General features: G+C 75.1%; 13 protein-coding genes. 12 read left to right on the top strand and 1 reads right to left on the bottom strand.

Annotated features, from left to right (window positions below; all coding sequences use genetic code 11):
- Window positions 1-55: 55 nt before the first annotated feature.
- The 7 genes from ACN27A_RS28680 (at window position 56) to ACN27A_RS28710 (ending at window position 6,889) form a co-directional block, all read left to right on the top strand.
- Window positions 56-886, top strand: coding sequence for a DUF4397 domain-containing protein (locus ACN27A_RS28680; protein ID WP_421457691.1), 831 nt, complete (start codon window positions 56-58; stop codon window positions 884-886).
- Entirely contained in the window at window positions 883-1,539 is a 657-nt protein-coding gene (locus ACN27A_RS28685; protein WP_358122705.1) for a class F sortase, read from the top strand. The genes ACN27A_RS28680 and ACN27A_RS28685 overlap by 4 nt, the downstream gene beginning before the upstream one ends.
- A 120-nt stretch (window positions 1,540-1,659) precedes the next feature.
- Window positions 1,660-2,835, top strand: a complete 1,176-nt coding sequence (locus ACN27A_RS28690; RefSeq protein ID WP_421457692.1) for a cysteine desulfurase family protein — start codon at window positions 1,660-1,662, stop codon at window positions 2,833-2,835.
- A 351-nt stretch (window positions 2,836-3,186) separates the two neighbouring features.
- Window positions 3,187-4,260, top strand: a complete 1,074-nt coding sequence (gene mnmA / locus ACN27A_RS28695) for a tRNA 2-thiouridine(34) synthase MnmA (protein ID WP_421457693.1) — start codon at window positions 3,187-3,189, stop codon at window positions 4,258-4,260.
- Between the two features lie 97 nt (window positions 4,261-4,357).
- On the top strand, window positions 4,358-5,362 hold the full coding sequence (locus tag ACN27A_RS28700; RefSeq protein WP_421457694.1) for a methionine synthase: 1,005 nt from the start codon (window positions 4,358-4,360) through the stop codon (window positions 5,360-5,362).
- Between the two features lie 36 nt (window positions 5,363-5,398).
- Window positions 5,399-5,758 carry a VOC family protein gene (locus ACN27A_RS28705; protein ID WP_421457695.1) on the top strand — a complete coding sequence of 120 codons (360 nt, stop codon included), beginning with the start codon at window positions 5,399-5,401 and terminating at the stop codon, window positions 5,756-5,758.
- Window positions 5,759-5,887: 129 nt separating this feature from the next.
- Window positions 5,888-6,889, top strand: coding sequence for an ADP-ribosylglycohydrolase family protein (locus ACN27A_RS28710; protein ID WP_421457696.1), 1,002 nt, complete (start codon window positions 5,888-5,890; stop codon window positions 6,887-6,889).
- 160 nt (window positions 6,890-7,049) lie between these two features.
- Here the strand turns inward: ACN27A_RS28710 and ACN27A_RS28715 are convergent, their stop codons facing one another.
- A complete protein-coding gene (locus ACN27A_RS28715; protein ID WP_421457697.1) occupies window positions 7,050-7,580 on the bottom strand; it encodes a type II toxin-antitoxin system PemK/MazF family toxin in 531 nt (176 codons plus the stop codon).
- Window positions 7,581-7,779: 199 nt separating this feature from the next.
- Here ACN27A_RS28715 and ligA point away from each other — a divergent pair, with 199 nt between their 5' ends.
- From ligA to gatB, 5 genes are all read left to right on the top strand, one after another.
- Window positions 7,780-9,915 carry an NAD-dependent DNA ligase LigA gene (gene ligA, locus ACN27A_RS28720; protein WP_421457698.1) on the top strand — a complete coding sequence of 712 codons (2,136 nt, stop codon included), beginning with the start codon at window positions 7,780-7,782 and terminating at the stop codon, window positions 9,913-9,915.
- Between the two features lie 218 nt (window positions 9,916-10,133).
- The gene (locus ACN27A_RS28725; RefSeq protein WP_421457699.1) at window positions 10,134-12,776 is read left to right on the top strand and encodes a putative bifunctional diguanylate cyclase/phosphodiesterase; all 2,643 of its coding nucleotides are present in this window, start codon (window positions 10,134-10,136) and stop codon (window positions 12,774-12,776) included.
- Between the two features lie 252 nt (window positions 12,777-13,028).
- Complete coding sequence (gene gatC / locus ACN27A_RS28730) at window positions 13,029-13,334, top strand: Asp-tRNA(Asn)/Glu-tRNA(Gln) amidotransferase subunit GatC (RefSeq protein ID WP_121396190.1); 306 nt, start codon at window positions 13,029-13,031, stop codon at window positions 13,332-13,334.
- Window positions 13,335-13,410: 76 nt separating this feature from the next.
- Complete coding sequence (gatA, locus tag ACN27A_RS28735) at window positions 13,411-14,886, top strand: Asp-tRNA(Asn)/Glu-tRNA(Gln) amidotransferase subunit GatA (RefSeq protein ID WP_421457700.1); 1,476 nt, start codon at window positions 13,411-13,413, stop codon at window positions 14,884-14,886.
- A gap of 13 nt (window positions 14,887-14,899) precedes the next feature.
- Window positions 14,900-16,399, top strand: a complete 1,500-nt coding sequence (gatB, locus tag ACN27A_RS28740; RefSeq protein WP_421457701.1) for an Asp-tRNA(Asn)/Glu-tRNA(Gln) amidotransferase subunit GatB — start codon at window positions 14,900-14,902, stop codon at window positions 16,397-16,399.
- Window positions 16,400-16,478 lie beyond the last annotated feature (79 nt).

The raw sequence follows: 16,478 nt of genomic DNA on the forward strand, positions 1-16,478 counted from the left end.
AACTCGTTTTGCACACCAGGCCTGACGAACCAGCACCAATCACCAGGAGGCAGGCATGCAGCTCTCGTACTTCCGTCGGGTCGCCGCGGGCGGCGCGGTCGCCGCGCTGACGTTCGCCGGAGCCGGCGCCCTCACCGCCACCCCCGCGTACGCCGCCACGTCCAAGGTCTCCGTCGTGCACGGCATCCCGGACACCCCTGTCGACGTGTACGTCAACGGCGAGAAGACGCTGGACAACTTCAAGCCCGGCGACGTGGCCGGCCCGCTCAACCTCGAGGAGGGCGCGTACGACATCGCCCTCACCAAGCCCGGCGAGCCGATCGCCCAGGCCATCCTCAGCGTCGACGACGCCGCGGTGCCGGGCGGGGCGAACATCAGCATCGCCGCCCACCTCGACGCCGCCGGCAAGCCGAAGATCACGCCGTTCGTCAACGACACCGGCAAGGTCGCCGCCGGCAAGGCCCGGCTGATCGTCCGGCACACCGCCGCCGCCCCGGCGGTGGACGTGCGCGCCGGCGGCACCCCCGTCTTCGAGGACCTCACCAACCCGAACGAGGCCAAGGGCGACGTCGACGCGGGCGCCGTCAAGGCGGACGTGGTGCTCGCCGGCACCGACACCGTGGCGATCGGGCCGGCGGACCTCGACCTCAAGGAGGGCACCGCGACGATCGTGTACGCCATCGGCTCGGCCGAGGCGAAGAACCTCGACGTCGTGGCGCAGACCATCACCGGCCTGCACTCGGCCCCGGCCGGGGTGCCCAGCGGCGACGGCGGCCGGGCCGGCACCGGCGTGGACACCTGGTGGTACGTGCTGACCGGCGCCGGCGCGCTGCTCCTGGTCGGCGGCGGCGCGCGGGTCGCCACCGCCCGGACCGGTCGCCGGTGACGGTGCGCCACCGCGGGGCGCTGGCGGCCGTGGCCGCCGGCGTCGCCGCGCTCACCGTCGCGACCGTGGTCGCCTGCGGCTCCCGGCCGGCCGGGGACGTCGGCGCGACCGAGGCCGCCGACCTGGCCGGCGCCACCGCGAGCCCGCCGGCCGCCGGCCCGTCGGTGCCGGTGACCCGGGGCGGGCTGCCCGGCGGTACGCGGACCGTCCCGCCCGTACGGCTGGTCATCCCCGCCATCGACGTCACCGCCACGGTCGACGCGGTGGGCGTCAACGGCGCGACCGGCGAGTTCGAGGTGCCGCCCAGCGTGGACCGGATCGGCTGGTACCGCCACGGCCCCGGGCTGGAGGCGCAGGCCGGGTCGGTGGTCGTCGCCGGGCACGTGGACAGCGCCACCCAGGGCGAGGGCGCCTTCTTCCGGCTCCGCGAGCTGGACCGCGGCGACACCCTCACCGCCACCGGCGGCGACGGCGTCCGCAGGGAGTACCGGGTCGTCGCCCGGGAGGAGTACCGGAAGACGAAGATCCCCCTCGACCGCTACTTCGCCCGGGACGGCAAGCCCCGGCTGACCCTGATCACCTGCGGCGGGCCGTTCGACGCCGAGGCACGCCGGTACCGCGACAACATCGTGGTCACCGCCGTGCCGGCCTGACCGGATCCCCGGTTCCACGCGGGCGCGGGCCGGGGCGGGAAGCGCACGCCTTCCGCTCCGGCCCCGCACGGCGTACTCCGGCCTCCGCCGGGTCCGGCTGCGGTCGTAGGCTGAACCGTGATGGCTTACCTGGATCACGCGGCGACCACTCCGATGCTCGACGAGGCACTGGAGGCGTACGTCGCCACCGCCCGCGAGGTCGGCAACGCGTCCTCACTGCACGCGGCGGGCCGCCGTGCCCGGCGACGGGTGGAGGAGTCGCGGGAGCGGGTGGCCGCCGCGCTGGGCGCCCGGCCCTCCGAGGTCGTCTTCACCGGCGGCGGGACCGAGAGCGACAACCTCGCGGTGAAGGGCATCTTCTGGGCCCGCCGGTCCGCCGACCCCCGGCGGGACCGGGTGGTGTCCAGCGCCGTCGAGCACCACGCCGTGCTCGACGTGGTGGACTGGCTCGTCGACCACGAGGGGGCCGGCGTGGGCTGGCTCTCCGTCGACGCCGCCGGCCGGCTCAGCCCCGACGAGCTGCGCGCCGAGCTGGCCGCCCACGGCGACCGGGTCGCCGTGGTGACGGCGATGTGGGCCAACAACGAGGTCGGCACCGTGCAGCCGGTCGCCGAGCTGGCCGCGGTCGCCGCCGAGCACGGGGTGCCGTTCCACACCGACGCGATCCAGGCGGTCGGGCAGGTGCCTGTCGACTTCTCCGCCGCCGGGGTCGCCGCGCTTACCGTCACCGGGCACAAACTCGGCGGTCCCGCCGGGGTCGGCGCCCTGCTGCTCGCCCGCGACGTCTCGGCCACCCCGCTGCTGCACGGCGGCGGCCAGGAGCGCGACGTGCGCTCCGGCACCCTCGACACCGCCGGCATCGTGGCCTTCGCGGTCGCGGTGGAGGCGGCGGTCAAGGGCCAGCAGGAGTACGCGACCCGCGTCGCCGCGCTCCGCGACGACCTGGTGGAGCGGGTCCGGCACGCGGTGCCCGAGGTCGTCTTCAACGGCGACCCGACCGACCGGCTGCCGGGCAACGCGCACTTCTCCTTCCCGGGCTGCGAGGGCGACGCCCTGCTGCTCCTGCTCGACGCGCAGGGCATCGCCTGTTCGACCGGCTCCGCCTGCTCCGCCGGGGTGGCCCAGCCCTCACACGTGCTGCTCGCCATGGGCGCCGACGACGACCGCGCCCGCTCCTCGCTGCGCTTCACCCTCGGCCACACCAGCACCCCCGCCGACGTCGACGCCCTCATCGCCGCCCTCCCGGCCGCCGTCGAGCGCGCCCGCCGCGCCGCCGCCCTCCGCACCCCCCGCTGACCCCCCCGGTCCTTCCCCTCCCACCCCGCCCCGCCCCACGCCACCCCGCGCGCACTCCGCCCCGCGCCGGATCCACCCGTGCCCGCCCCGCCCCGCCCCGCCCCACCCCGTGGGCCGATCATGCAGCTGTGGCGCCCGAAACATCACCTTTAGCGGCATTTGCCCACCACCACAACTCCATGATCGACGGGGTGGGCGGGAGGACGGGGTGGGTGGGAGGACGGGGTGGGTGGGAGAGCGGCGTGGGTGGGGTGGGGTGGGGGGAGAGCGGGGTGAAAGAGGGTGGCGGGGCGGGGTGGGTGGGTGGGGGTGGGGCGGGGATAGGGTCGGTGGGGTGAAGGGAGTGAGCCGGTGAGGGTGTTGGCGGCGATGTCGGGCGGGGTCGACTCGGCGGTCGCGGCGGCGCGGGCCGTCGAAGCGGGACACGACGTGACCGGCGTGCACCTGGCGCTGGCCCGCAACCCGCAGACCTATCGCACGGGCGCGCGCGGCTGCTGCACCCTGGAGGACTCCCGGGACGCCCGGCGGGCCGCCGACGTCATCGGCATCCCGTTCTACGTCTGGGACATGGCCGACCGCTTCCACGCCGACGTGGTGGACGACTTCGTCGCGGAGTACGCGGCCGGGCGTACGCCCAATCCGTGCCTGCGCTGCAACGAGAAGATCAAGTTTGCCGCGGTGCTGGACCGGGCCGTGGCCCTGGGCTTCGACGCCGTGGTCACCGGCCACCATGCCCGGCTCGGCGCCGACGGCCTGTTGCGTCGCAGCGTCGACCTGCCCAAGGACCAGTCGTACGTGCTGGCGGTGCTCACCCGCGAGCAGCTGGACCGCTCGATCTTCCCGCTCGGCGACTCGACGAAGGCGCAGGTCCGCGAGGAGGCCGCGCGGCGGGGGCTGGCGGTGGCCGACAAGCCGGACTCGCACGACATCTGCTTCATCGCCGACGGGGACACCCGCGGCTTCCTCGCCCAGCGGCTCGGCGAGGCACCCGGCGAGGTGGTGGACGCCGCCACCGGCGCGGTGGTCGGCAGCCACACCGGCGCGTACGCGTACACGGTCGGGCAGCGACGTGGCCTGCACCTGGACCGCCCGGCGCCGGACGGCCGGCCCCGCTACGTGCTCTCCATCACGCCGAAGACCAACACCGTGACCGTGGGCCCGGCCGAGGCGCTGGAGGTCTCCCGGGTGCGCGCCGAGCGTCCGGTGTGGACGGGCGGCCCGCGCCCCGACGCGCCGCTGGAGTGCGAGGTGCAGCTGCGGGCGCACGGGGACGTGGTGCCGGCGACGGTCGAGCTGACCGCCGACGGGCTGCGCGCCGAGCTGCGCCGCCCCGTCCGTGGGGTGGCCGCCGGCCAGGCGATCGTGGCGTACCGGCCGGACCCGGCCGGCGACGTCGTGCTCGGCTCCGCCACCATCGCCGGCTGACCCCGGGACCGGGAGCGTGCCTCCGGCGCGGGCGTCGGCAGGTCGCCCCCGTCCGGTCCCGGGCGGCGGGCGTCCGCGTACCGGATAGTCTTCGGCCGTGACAGATCAGGTGTGGCCCTGGCCGGCCGGCGCGGCGACCGGCATCGGTTCGCTTCCCGGCACCGACATCGCCGAGGCGCAGCGGATCGTCCTCGGTGAGCTTCCCGCCCTGCCCCACCTGCCGGAGCTGCCGGGCCGGGGCCCCGGCGCCGATTTGATCGGCCGGACCGGCGGCCTGCTGGTCGAGTTGCCGGTGGAGCTGTACGCCGCCCGCTGGCGGATCGCGCCGCGCCCGGGGCGGGACGTGCGCCGCGCCCGCGACCTGATGGAACGCGACCTCGACCAGCTCGCCGAGCAGGCCGAGGAGTATGCGGGGCCGGTCAAGATCCAGGTCGGCGGCCCGTTGACCCTGGCGGCGTCCCTGGAACTGCCGATCGGCGGCCGGATGCTGCGCGACCCCGGGGCGGTCCGGGACCTCACCAACTCGCTCGCCGAAGGGCTGCGCGGGCACGTGGCGGCGGTCGCCCGCCGGCTGCCGCGCGCCACCGTGCTGCTCCAGCTCGACGAGCCGTCGCTGCCGACGGTGCTCGCCGGGCGGGTGCCCACCGAGAGCGGGCTCGGCGCGTACCGGGCCGTGGATCCGAGCGTCGCCGCGTCGCTGCTGCGCACCGTCGTCGAGGCGGCCGGGGTGCCGACCGTGGTGCACTGCTGCGCGCCGGACGTGCCGCTGGAGCTGATCCGCTCGACCGGCGCCGTCGGCGTCGCCCTCGACCTCGGCCTCGTCACCGACCTGGACCCGCTGGGCGAGGCGATCGACGCGGGGCTCGGGCTGCTGGCCGGCGCAGTGCCCACCACGCCGTCGTCCGCCGGTCGCGCGCCGACCTCGGCGCAGGTCGCCGATCGCGTACGCCAGCTCTGGGACCGCCTCGGGTTCCCCCGCCGCCAGCTCGCCGAGCAGGTCGTGGTGACCCCCGCCTGCGGCCTCGCCAACGCCCCCGGGCAGTACGCGCGCGCGGTGCTCGCCGCCTGCCGGGACGCGGGTCGGCGGCTCGCCGAGGACTGACGTTTGCCGTCGTACGGGCGGGGCAGGAAGGCCGACATGATCGGACAACTGCGCACCGTGGTCATCGACTGCCCCGACCCCCGGGCCCTGGCCGGTTTCTACTCGGAGCTGCTGGGCCTGCCCCTCGACGGCGACGCCAGCGACGACGGCTGGGTCGTGATCGCCGGATTGGGGCACCGGCTCGCCTTCCAGAAGGCGCCCGACCTGCGCCCGCCGACGTGGCCCGACCCGGAGCGCCCGCAGCAGTTCCACCTGGACGTGCAGGTGGCGGACGTGGCGGCGGCCGAGAAGCGGGTGCTGGCGCTCGGCGCGCGGCGGCTGCCCGGCGAGGGCGACGACTTCCGGGTCTACGCGGACCCGGCCGGTCACCCCTTCTGCCTGGTCTTCTCCGACTGACCGGACCGTCACGCTCTGGGCCCAGCAGCACGGCGGGCCGCGCGCCCTCGCGGCCGGGTGGCCAGTGCCGGCGATGCCCGCGATGGCGTGGAGTGGTGCGGGTTGCGGGCGGGCGGCATGATCGCGGGAATGATCGACACCTCGCTCCGGCGGGCCGCCGGCTCCCTCTTCGGCCTCGCCTACGGTGACGCGCTGGGCAAGCCGACCGAGTTCCTCACGGTCGCCGAGATCGTTCGCCGCTACGGGCCGGCCGGCCCGCGCGACCTCGCCGGCGATCCGGCGCTGGTGACCGACGACACGCAGATGGCGCTGGCGGTCGGCTGGGCGCTGCACGACGCGCCGGCGCCGACCCTGGAGGCGGTCGAGCCGCTGCTGCGGAGGCGTTTCCTCGACTGGGCGGCCAGCCCGGAGAACAACCGGGCGCCGGGCATGACCTGCCTGCGGGCCTGCGCCGAACTGGAGCGCGGGGTGCGTTGGCAGGAGGCGACGGTGGCCGGCTCGAAGGGCTGCGGGGCAAACATGCGGGTCACCCCGGTCGGCCTGGTCGACGTCGACCTCGACACCCTCGCCGGGCTGGCCCAGCTCCAGGCGGGGCTGACCCACGGCCACCCGACCGGCCTCGCGGCCAGCGAGCTGACCGCGTACGCGGTGCGGCTGCTGCGCGACGGCGCGGCGCTGGCGGAGCTGCCCCGGCTGCTCGTCGACCGGGCCCGCGACCAGCGGCGGGTCTACCGCGCCGACTGGCTGGGCGACCTGTGGCAGCGCCCCGGCGTGGACGCGCCGGAGGACTTCATCGCCCGGGGCTGGGACGAGTGCCTCGCGGTCCTCGGCCGCCTCGACGCCGCGCTCGCCGGTCCGGACGACGGCGGGGACCCGTGCCGGCACACCGGCGAGGGCTGGATCGCCGAGGAGGCGCTGGCCACGGCCCTGTTCTGCGCGATCCGGCACGCCGACGACCCGGTGGCGGCGCTGGCCCGGGGCGCCACCACCGCCGGCGACTCCGACTCGATCGCCGCGCTGGCCGGCGCCTTCGTCGGCACCGCGCTGGGCATGGCGGCCTGGCCCGCCCCGTGGGCCGCCCGCATCGAGTACGCCGACCAGCTCACCACCCTGGCCCGGGCCTGGGACTGACCCGCGAAGCTTCCCGGGCGGGCGGCATCGGCGGTGCGGCCGGCCCGGGACGGCGGGCCGCCACCGTCGCCGGCGGCCACGCTCCAAGGCGGGTCAGGCACTTGGCGCGGTCGCTCCGACGCGGTCAGGTGCCCGGCACGGTCGCCCGCTCCGGCGCGGGTCAGGCGCCCGGCAGGTGGGGGAGGCGGCGGATGCGCCGCCACAGGGCGGGGTCGCAGTCGCCGGCACGGCGGGAGAAGTCGGCGAGCGGGACGTGCGCCGGCTCGGCCAGGTCGACGAAGCTGTCGTGGTCGGCGTCGGGGTCCCACTCGCGGGTCGGGATGCGGACGTGGTCGTCGCGGGCGCTCTTGTCCTGACTGGTGATCTTCAGGACGTCGGCGCCCCCGTCGTCGGCCCGCAGCACCAGGCAGGGCCGGACCTTCGAGCCGGTGCCGTCGGCGTACGGCACGTCGGCCCACCAGATCTCGCCGGGACGCGGCGCCCCGCCGGGGAACCGCTCGGCGGTACGCGGTCGGGGCGGCGCGGTGGACCGGCCGGGACCGCCCGACGGTCTCCGGCGGCCGGGCCGGCTGCCCGGTCGGCGGGGCGGACGCGGAGCGGCGTCACGGCCGCCCCGCCGCCGGTCGTTCCACGCCCAGCCGGCGGCCACGGCCAGCACGATCGCCGCCGCCCAGAGCAGCCATTCCGGCATCCGTACCCCCGCCTGGTCAGTGGGCGCGGCGCGGACGCCGCGGGTTCGACGGCGGAGCGGATCCGCCCCCGCGGCCCCGCCGTCCGGCGATCCTCGCACGGCCGGGGCCCCCGCGCCGGTCGGGCGCGACGGGCGGCCGGCGGATTGTCCCACCGGACCGATACGGTGCCGAGGTAGCGGAATCACGGGAGGTCGCACGGTGTCCGAGGAAACCATCGCCCAGCAGGTCACTCCGGCACAGGAGGCGGCCGCCGGCGCCGAACCGACCCCCGACGCCCGGGAACGGCACGCCACGCTCAGCCAGGAGCTGACGGAACACCAGTACCGCTACTACGTGCTGGACGCGCCGACCATCCCCGACGCCGAGTTCGACCGGCAGTTGCGGGAGCTGGAGGCGCTGGAGGAGCAGTTCCCGGCGCTGCGCACCCCCGAGTCGCCGACGCAGCGGGTCGGCGGCACCTTCTCCACCGACTTCACCCCCGTCGCCCACGCCGAGCGGATGCTCTCGCTCGACAACGCCTTCGCCGACGAGGAGCTGGCAGCCTGGGCCGAGCGGGTCGAGCGCGACGCGGGCGGGTCGGTGCCCTACCTGTGCGAGCTGAAGGTCGACGGGCTCGCCATCAACCTCACCTACGAGCGCGGGCGGCTGGTCCGGGCGGCGACCCGCGGCGACGGCCGCACCGGCGAGGACGTCACCGCCAACGTGCGCAGCATCCGCGACGTGCCGGGCCAGCTCGCCACGTCGGCCGAGTTCGGCGACGTGCCCGAGTTCGTCGAGGTCCGGGGCGAGATCTACTTCCCGGTGGCGGCCTTCGCCGACCTCAACGCCGGGCTGGTCGAGCAGGGCAAGCCGCCGTTCGCCAACCCGCGCAACGCCGCCGCCGGCAGCCTGCGCCAGAAGGACCCGCGGATCACCGCCTCCCGGCCGCTGCGCCTGGTGGTGCACGGCATCGGCGCCCGCCGCGGCTTCCAGCCGGTGACGCAGTCCGAGTCCTACGCGGCGTTGAAGGCGTGGGGGCTGCCGACCAGTGACCGCTGGCGGGTGGTGCCCGACCTGGCCGGTGTCGCGGAATACATCGCCCACTACGCCGAGCACCGGCACGACGTCGAGCACGAGATCGACGGCGTGGTGGTCAAGGTCGACCCGGTCTCCATCCAGGGTCGGCTCGGCTCGACCAGCCGGGCGCCGCGCTGGGCGATCGCCTTCAAATATCCGCCGGAGGAGGTGAACACGAAGCTGCTCGACATCGACGTCGAGGTCGGGCGCACCGGCCGGGTCACGCCGCGCGCCGTCCTCCAGCCGGTCAAGGTGGCCGGCTCCACCGTCGCCTACGCCACCCTGCACAACGCCCGGGAGGTCGAACGCAAGGGCGTCCTGATCGGCGACACCGTGGTGCTGCGCAAGGCCGGCGACGTGATCCCCGAGGTGCTCGGCCCGGTGGTCGACCTGCGCCCCGCCGACGCCCGGCCGTTCGTCATGCCCACCACCTGCCCGGCCTGCGGCACGCCGCTCGCGCCAGCGAAGGAGGCGGACGTCGACATCCGCTGCCCCAACTCGCGCACCTGCCCCGGTCAGCTGCGCGAGCGGGTCTACCACCTCGCCGGCCGCAAGGTGTTCGACATCGAGGCGCTGGGCTACAAGGGCGCGGCGGCGCTGCTCGACGCCCAGGTCATCACCGACGAGGGCGACCTGTTCTCGTTGGACGAGAAGCAGCTGTCCCGCTCGCCCTTCTTCGTCAACAAGGACGGCACGCTCGGCAGCAACGCCGTCAAGCTGCTCGACAACCTGGCCGTGGCCAGGGAACGCGACCTGTGGCGGGTGCTGGTGGGCCTGTCCATCCGGCACGTCGGCCCCACCGCCGCGCAGGCGCTCGCCCGGCACTTCCGCTCCATCGAGGCGATCGACCGGGCCGGCGAGGAGGAGCTCTCCTCGGTCGACGGCGTCGGGCCGACGATCGCGGCGAGCATCCGGGAATGGTTCGCCGTCGACTGGCACCGCGAGGTGGTCCGCAAGTGGCGCGAGGCCGGCGTACGGATGGCGGAGGAGGCCCTCGACGAAGGGCCGCGGCCTCTGGAGGGGCTCACCGTCGTGGTGACCGGCACGCTGCCCGGGTTCAGCCGCGACCAGGCGTCCGAGGCGATCCAGAGCCGGGGCGGCAAGGTCAGCGGGTCCGTCTCCAAGAAGACGTCCTTCGTCGTGGTGGGCGAGAATCCCGGCTCGAAGGCCGACAAGGCGGCCAGCCTGAAGGTGCCGGTCCTGGACGAGGACGGCTTCCGGGTGCTGCTCGACGCCGGCCCGGAGGCCGCCCGGGAGGTCGCCCGCACCGAGGAGTGACGACGGGCGGTAGCGGCCACCGACCCGGCGGGGCAGGCAGGACGGGGTCGACTGGCCGGGCCGCGACGGCCGGGGAGGCGCCCGGTCGAGATACCAACTTAATTACGACTACGACCGATTCGCGACTGTCGTGCCGGGCATTACGACACGGAGGGCGTTTCATTGGTGGCACGGCGTGCGACCGGTCACGCCCGTGGACCGAGCCCTCGGGAGGTGTGATGGAGTCCGCGGACTCGCGAAACTCCGTTCCGCCTGGCCGGGCACGCCCGTTCTTCGCCTTCGTCTGGTCGGTGACCGCGCTGGCGGCGGTGCTCTGCGTACGCCCGCTGCTCGACCTTCCGGCCGAGCTGCCGCGGCTGCCGGTGGCGTTCTGGGTGATGGCGGCCCTGGCCGTCGGCTGCGACGCGCGTCCGTTCGTCCCGCCCGGGCGCCGGCAGACCTCCGCGGTCTTCCCGTCCACCTGCTTCACCTTCGCCATCCTGCTCGGCTGGGGGTTCGGCCCGGCGGTCCTGGTGCAGGCGGTGGCCGTCGTCGTCTCCGGCTGGCGGATGGGCCACGCCCCATGGCGGACCGCCTTCAACGCCGCCCAGTACGCGGCAGCCCTCGGCGCTGCGTACGCGGTCACCTGGCTGGGGCCCGGGAGCATCTTCGACGGCGGCCGGCTGCGCGGCACGGACGTGCTGGCGGTGGGCGGCGCGACGGTGGCCTGGTTCGCCGTCAACTACGCGCTGGTCAGCGCGGCCGTCCGGCTGCGCTTCGGCGACCGGTGGTGGCCCAGCCTGCGGCAGGGGCTGGGCTTCGAGCTGCTCTCCACCGGCTCGTTGCTGCTGCTCGCTCCGGTGCTGGTCGCGGCGGCGCGGGCCAGTGCGGCGCTGATCCCGCTGGTGCTGGTGCCGCTGTTCGCCGTCTACCGGATGGCCCGGCTCAGCGTCGAGCAGCAGCAGCTCGCCTCCCTGGACCCGCTCACCGGCCTGCCCAACCGCAAGGCGCTGCTGGCCGAGGTCGGCGAGCAGGTGCACGTGCACTCCGAACGGGCGGCCCGCGGCGAGCCCGCCGCCCGGCTGGCCCTGCTCCTGATCGACCTCGACCGCTTCAAGAACGTCAACGACGCGCTCGGGCACGCGGTGGGGGACCGACTGCTGGTCGAGGTGAGCGCACGGCTGACCGACGTGGTCGGCGAGGGCATGGTCGCCCGGCTGGGCGGGGACGAGTTCGCCATCGTGATGACCGGCCTGGCCGACGTCGACGACGCGCGGGAGCTCGCCGGCCGGGTGGTCCGGGCGCTGGCCGAGCCGGTGTCGCTGGACGGGTTGCCGCTCGACGTGGGCGGCTCGATCGGCATCGCGCTCTTCCCGGAGCACGGCGAGGACTTCGCGACCCTGATGCGCCACGCCGACGTGGCGATGTACGACGCCAAGCACCGCAACGACACCGTGGCGGTCTACGCGGCCGAGTCCGACCACAACTCCGCGGAGCGGCTCGGCCTGCTCGCGGACCTGCGCCGGGTGCTGGAGGCGGGCCGTCCCGAGACCGCCCCGCCCGCCGGGGACGGTGCCGGCGTCCCGGGCGACGGGGCGGTGGCCGTCCCGGCGGGACCGACGCCGGCCGGCCGGCTGCCGGATGACGGGCGGGCCGGCGGCGCGCGGGGCGGGGACGGGGCCGAACTCCCGGCCGACGTCGCCGGCCTCACGCCCGGCTCGGGCCTGGCGTCCGGCGCCGACCTCACGCCTGGCTCCGGCCTCACGTCCGGCTCCGGCCGCTGGAGGCTGCGCCGCCGCCGGGAGCGGCCCGGTCCGCCGCCCGGCGACGAGCTGATCAACCGGATCGTGACCGCCGCGGACCCGATCCGCCGCCGGACGATGGCGGCGGGGGAGACCGGCCCCGACCGGGGCGACCGTCCCGGCCGCCGCAACGGCGCCGGGCACCCCGGCAGGCAGGGCGGCGCGGTCGTACGCCGGCAGGGGCCGCCCGTCGACGACGGCGCGGGGGATCGCGGCGGCGACCGGGCCCCGACGGGCCGGCGCGGTGCCCGGCACGACGCGGCCGGCCGGCGGGACGCGGACACCGCTGCGGTCGTCGACGCGGGCGAGATCACCATGTACTACCAGCCGCAGGTCGCCATCGCGACCGGCGAGGTGGTCGGCGTGGAGGCGCTGCTGCGCTGGCGGCACCCCCGCCGGGGGATGGTGGACCCGGAGGAGCTGATCCGGGTCGCCGAGCAGAGCGCGGTGATGCGGCTGCTCACCCGCCGGGTGGTGGACGACGTGGTGGAACAGCTCGCCAAGTGGTCGGCCGCCGGGATGGGCCTGCCGGCGGCGCTCAACGTCAGCGTGCGGGACCTGCACACCGGGGAGATCGCCGACCAGATCGCCGACCGGCTCGCCCGCTACGGCGTGCCGCCGCAGCGGCTGCAACTGGAGATCACCGAGGGTGCCCTGATGGCCGACCCGCGTCGGGTGCTGGCCACCATCACCCGGCTGCACCGGATCGGCGTGGGCATCTCGCTGGACGACTTCGGCACCGGCTACTCCTCCCTCCAGCACCTGCGGCGGCTGCCGCTGTCAGAGGTGAAGGTGGACCGTTCCTTCGTGCTGGGGATGGTCGAGGACGCCGACGACGCGGCGATCGTCAAGTCGACGATCGAGCTGGCGAAGGCGCTCGGGCTGCGGGTGGTCGCCGAGGGCGTCGAGGACGAGCGCACCTGGCGCATGCTGCACGCGGCGGGCTGCGACGCGGCACAGGGCTGGTTCTACGCCCGCCCGATGCCGGCCGAGGAGCTGGTCGGCTGGCTGGCCCGCTACCGGCCGGTCCGCCCGACGCCCAGCCCCGACGCGGAGATCCCCCGCCGGCACGCCCGCTGAGCCACGCTCCCCGCGCGGCGCGGCCGTCGGCACCCGACGCCCCGCCGCGTCGGCCGCGTCGTGTCCCGGCCGGCGGTCCGGCGGCGCAGGCTCGGAGAGGGGAGTTGGGGGCGCCCGCCGCGCCGGAGGGGGAGTCGGGGACGCGCCGCCGGGGCGGAACAATAGACTCGCTCCGGTCACCGCGCGTCACGCATCTCGGCCGCGCGGCCGACACCCGGTCCGACCCGCAGCACCGTCACGAAGGGGGCACCGATGGCCGCCATCTCCCGCGAGGAGGTCGCGCACCTGGCGCGACTGTCGCGGCTAGCCGTCACGGAGGAGGAGCTGGACACCTTCGCCGGCCAGCTCGACGTGATCCTCCAGGCGGTCGCGCAGGTCGGCGAGGTCACCGCGGCGGACATTCCGCCGACGTCGCACTCGGTGCCGCTGACCAACGTCCTGCGCGACGACGTCGTGGTGCCCGGGTTGACCCCGCAGGAGGCGCTGTCGGGTGCGCCCGACGCCGAGGAGCAGCGGTTCCGCGTACCGCGGATCCTGGACGAGGATGTGGCGTCATGAGCGAGCGCAGCGAGCGAACCATCAGGCTCAGTGCGATGGTGCCTCATGGCGGCACGGAGCGAAGCGGAGTGGCGTCATGAGCGATCTGACCAGACTGACCGCGACGGAGATCGCCGGGCTCGTCGCCTCCGGTGAGGCCTCCGCCGTCGAGGTGACCCGGGCGCACCTGGACCGGATCGCCGCCGTCGACGACCGGGTGAACGCGTTCCTGCACGTCGACTCCGAGGGCGCGCTCGCCGCCGCCGCCGAGGTCGACGCCCGCCGCGCCGCAGGCGAGGAGCTGGGCCCGCTGGCCGGCGTGCCGATCGCCGTCAAGGACGTGCTGACCACCAAGGGCGTGCCGACCACCGTCGGGTCGAAGATCCTGGAGGGCTGGCGCCCGCCGTACGACTCGACGATCGTGCAGCGGCTGCGCGCCGCCGGCACGGTGATGCTCGGCAAGACCAACATGGACGAGTTCGCGATGGGCTCCTCCACGGAGTACTCGGCGTACGGTCCGACGCACAACCCGTGGGACCTGAGCCGCATCCCGGGTGGCTCGGGCGGCGGCAGCTCCGCGGCGCTGGCCGCGTACGAGGCGCCGCTGGCGATCGGCTCCGACACCGGCGGCTCGATCCGCCAGCCCGGCGCGGTCACCGGCACCGTCGGCGCGAAGCCCACCTACGGCGGCACCTCCCGCTACGGCCTGGTGGCGTTCTCGTCCTCCCTGGACACCCCCGGCCCCTGCGCCCGTACGGTGCTGGACGCCGCGCTGCTGCACGAGGTGATCGGCGGGCACGACCCGCGCGACTCCACCTCGATCCCGCAGCCCGTGCCGGACGTGGTGGCCGCCGCCAGGCTCGGCGCGACCGGCGACCTGACGGGCGTGAAGCTCGGCATCGTCACCGAGTTCGCCGCCGAGGGCGCCGAGCCGGGCGTGACGGCGGCGTTCCGCGAGTCGGTCGACGCGCTGGCCAAGCTGGGCGCCGAGATCGTCGAGGTGTCCTGCCCCCACTTCCGCTACGCGCTGCCGGCGTACTACCTGATCGCCCCGAGCGAGGCATCCTCCAACCTGGCCCGGTTCGACGGCGTCCGCTTCGGCCTGCGGGTCGGCGACGACGGCAACCGGTCGCTGGAGGAGGTCATGTCGCTGACCCGGGAGGCCGGCTTCGGCGCCGAGGTCAAGCGCCGGATCATGATCGGGACGTACGCGCTCTCGTCGGGCTACTACGACGCCTACTACGGGCAGGCGCAGAAGGTCCGTACCCTCATCACCCGGGACTTCACCTCGGCGTTCGAGCAGGTCGACGCGCTGATCTCGCCGACCACCCCGTTCGTGGCGTTCCCGCTCGGGGCGCGCACCGCCGACCCGTACCAGATGTACCTGGCCGACCTGTTCACCATCCCGACGAACCTGTACGGCGGGCCGGGCATCTCGGTGCCGTGCGGACTCTCCGACGGGCTGCCGGTCGGCTTCCAGATCATGGCCCCGACGATGGCCGACGACCGGATGTACCGGGTCGCCGCCGCGCTGGAGAGCGCCGTCGGCACGTTCACCCCACCGGCACTGTGAGGCAGGAGCTCAGATGACGACGACACTGCCCGCGTACGACGAGGTCGTCGCGCGCTACGAACCGGTGATCGGCCTGGAGACCCACGTCGAGCTGGGCACGAACACCAAGATGTTCTGCGGCTGCCCGACCGACTTCGGTGGCGAGCCGAACACCCGGGTCTGCCCGGTCTGCCTGGGCCTGCCCGGCTCGCTGCCGGTCGCCAACCGGGCCGCCATCGAGGCGACGATCCGGATCGGCCTGGCGCTGAACTGCTCGATCGCCGAGTGGTGCCGCTTCGCGCGGAAGAACTACTTCTACCCGGACATGCCGAAGGACTTCCAGATCAGCCAGTACGACGAGCCGCTGTGCTTCGAGGGCTACCTGGACGTCGAGGTCAACGGCGAGCTGGTGCGCATCGGCATCGAGCGGGTGCACCTGGAGGAGGACACCGGCAAGACGCTGCACGTCGGCGGCGCCACCGGTCGCATCCACGGCGCCACCGAGTCGCTTGTCGACTACAACCGGGCCGGCATCCCGCTGGTGGAGATCGTTACCAAGCCGGTCCCCGGCACCGGTGCGCTCGCCCCCGAGGTGGCCCGCGCGTACGTCACCGAGCTGCGCGACGTGATCCGCTCGCTGGGCGTCTCCGACGTGCGGATGGAGGAGGGGTCGCTGCGCTGCGACGTGAACACCTCCCTCAACCTGCCCGGCGAGGAGTGGGGCACCCGCACCGAGACCAAGAACGTCAACTCGCTGCGGTCGGTCGAGCGGGCGGTCCGCTCGGAGATCATCCGGCAGGCGTCCGTGCTCGACGCGGGCGGCCGGATCACCCAGGAGACCCGGCACTTCCACGAGGACACCGGCGACACCACGCCGGGCCGCTCCAAGGAGACCGCGACCGACTACCGGTACTTCCCGGAGCCGGACCTGGTGCCGCTGGCGCCGGACACCGCCTGGGTCGCCGAGCTGAAGGCCGCCCTGCCCGAGCTGCCCCGGCTGCACCGCCGGCGGCTCCAGGAGCAGTGGGGCCTCTCCGACGCGGACATGCAGTCGGTGCTCAACGCCGGCGCGGTCGAGCTGATCGAGGCCACGGTCGCCGCTGGCGCCACCCCGGCCGCCGCCCGCAAGTGGTGGCTGGGCGAGCTGTCGCGGCGGGCCAACGAGACCGGCGTGGAGCTGGCCGACATCGGGGCCACCCCGAGCCAGGTCGCCGAGCTCCAGGGCCTGGTCGACGCCGGCAAGCTCAACGACAAGCTGGCCCGTACCGTCCTGGAGGGCGTGGTGGCTGGCGAGGGCTCGCCGACCGAGATCATGACCAACCGGGGCCTGGAGGTCGTCTCCGACACGGGCGCGCTCACCGCCGCCGTCGACGAGGCGATCGCCGCCAACCCCGACATCGCCGAGAAGATCCGCAGCGGCAAGGTCGCCGCGGCGGGAGCCCTGGTCGGCGCGGTCATGAAGACCACCCGCGGCCAGGCCGACGCCAAGACCGTCCGCGAGCTGATCCTGAACCGCCTCAACACCCCCTCCTGACCACCCACCCCCACCCCACCCCCACCCCGCCTGCGTCGATCATGAGGTTGACGGCAGTTTGAAGATCGACGACTGCCGT

The sequence above is a fragment of the Micromonospora sp. WMMD737 genome (genome assembly GCF_049179055.1).
Taxonomy (GTDB): domain Bacteria; phylum Actinomycetota; class Actinomycetes; order Mycobacteriales; family Micromonosporaceae; genus Micromonospora; species Micromonospora reichwaldensis.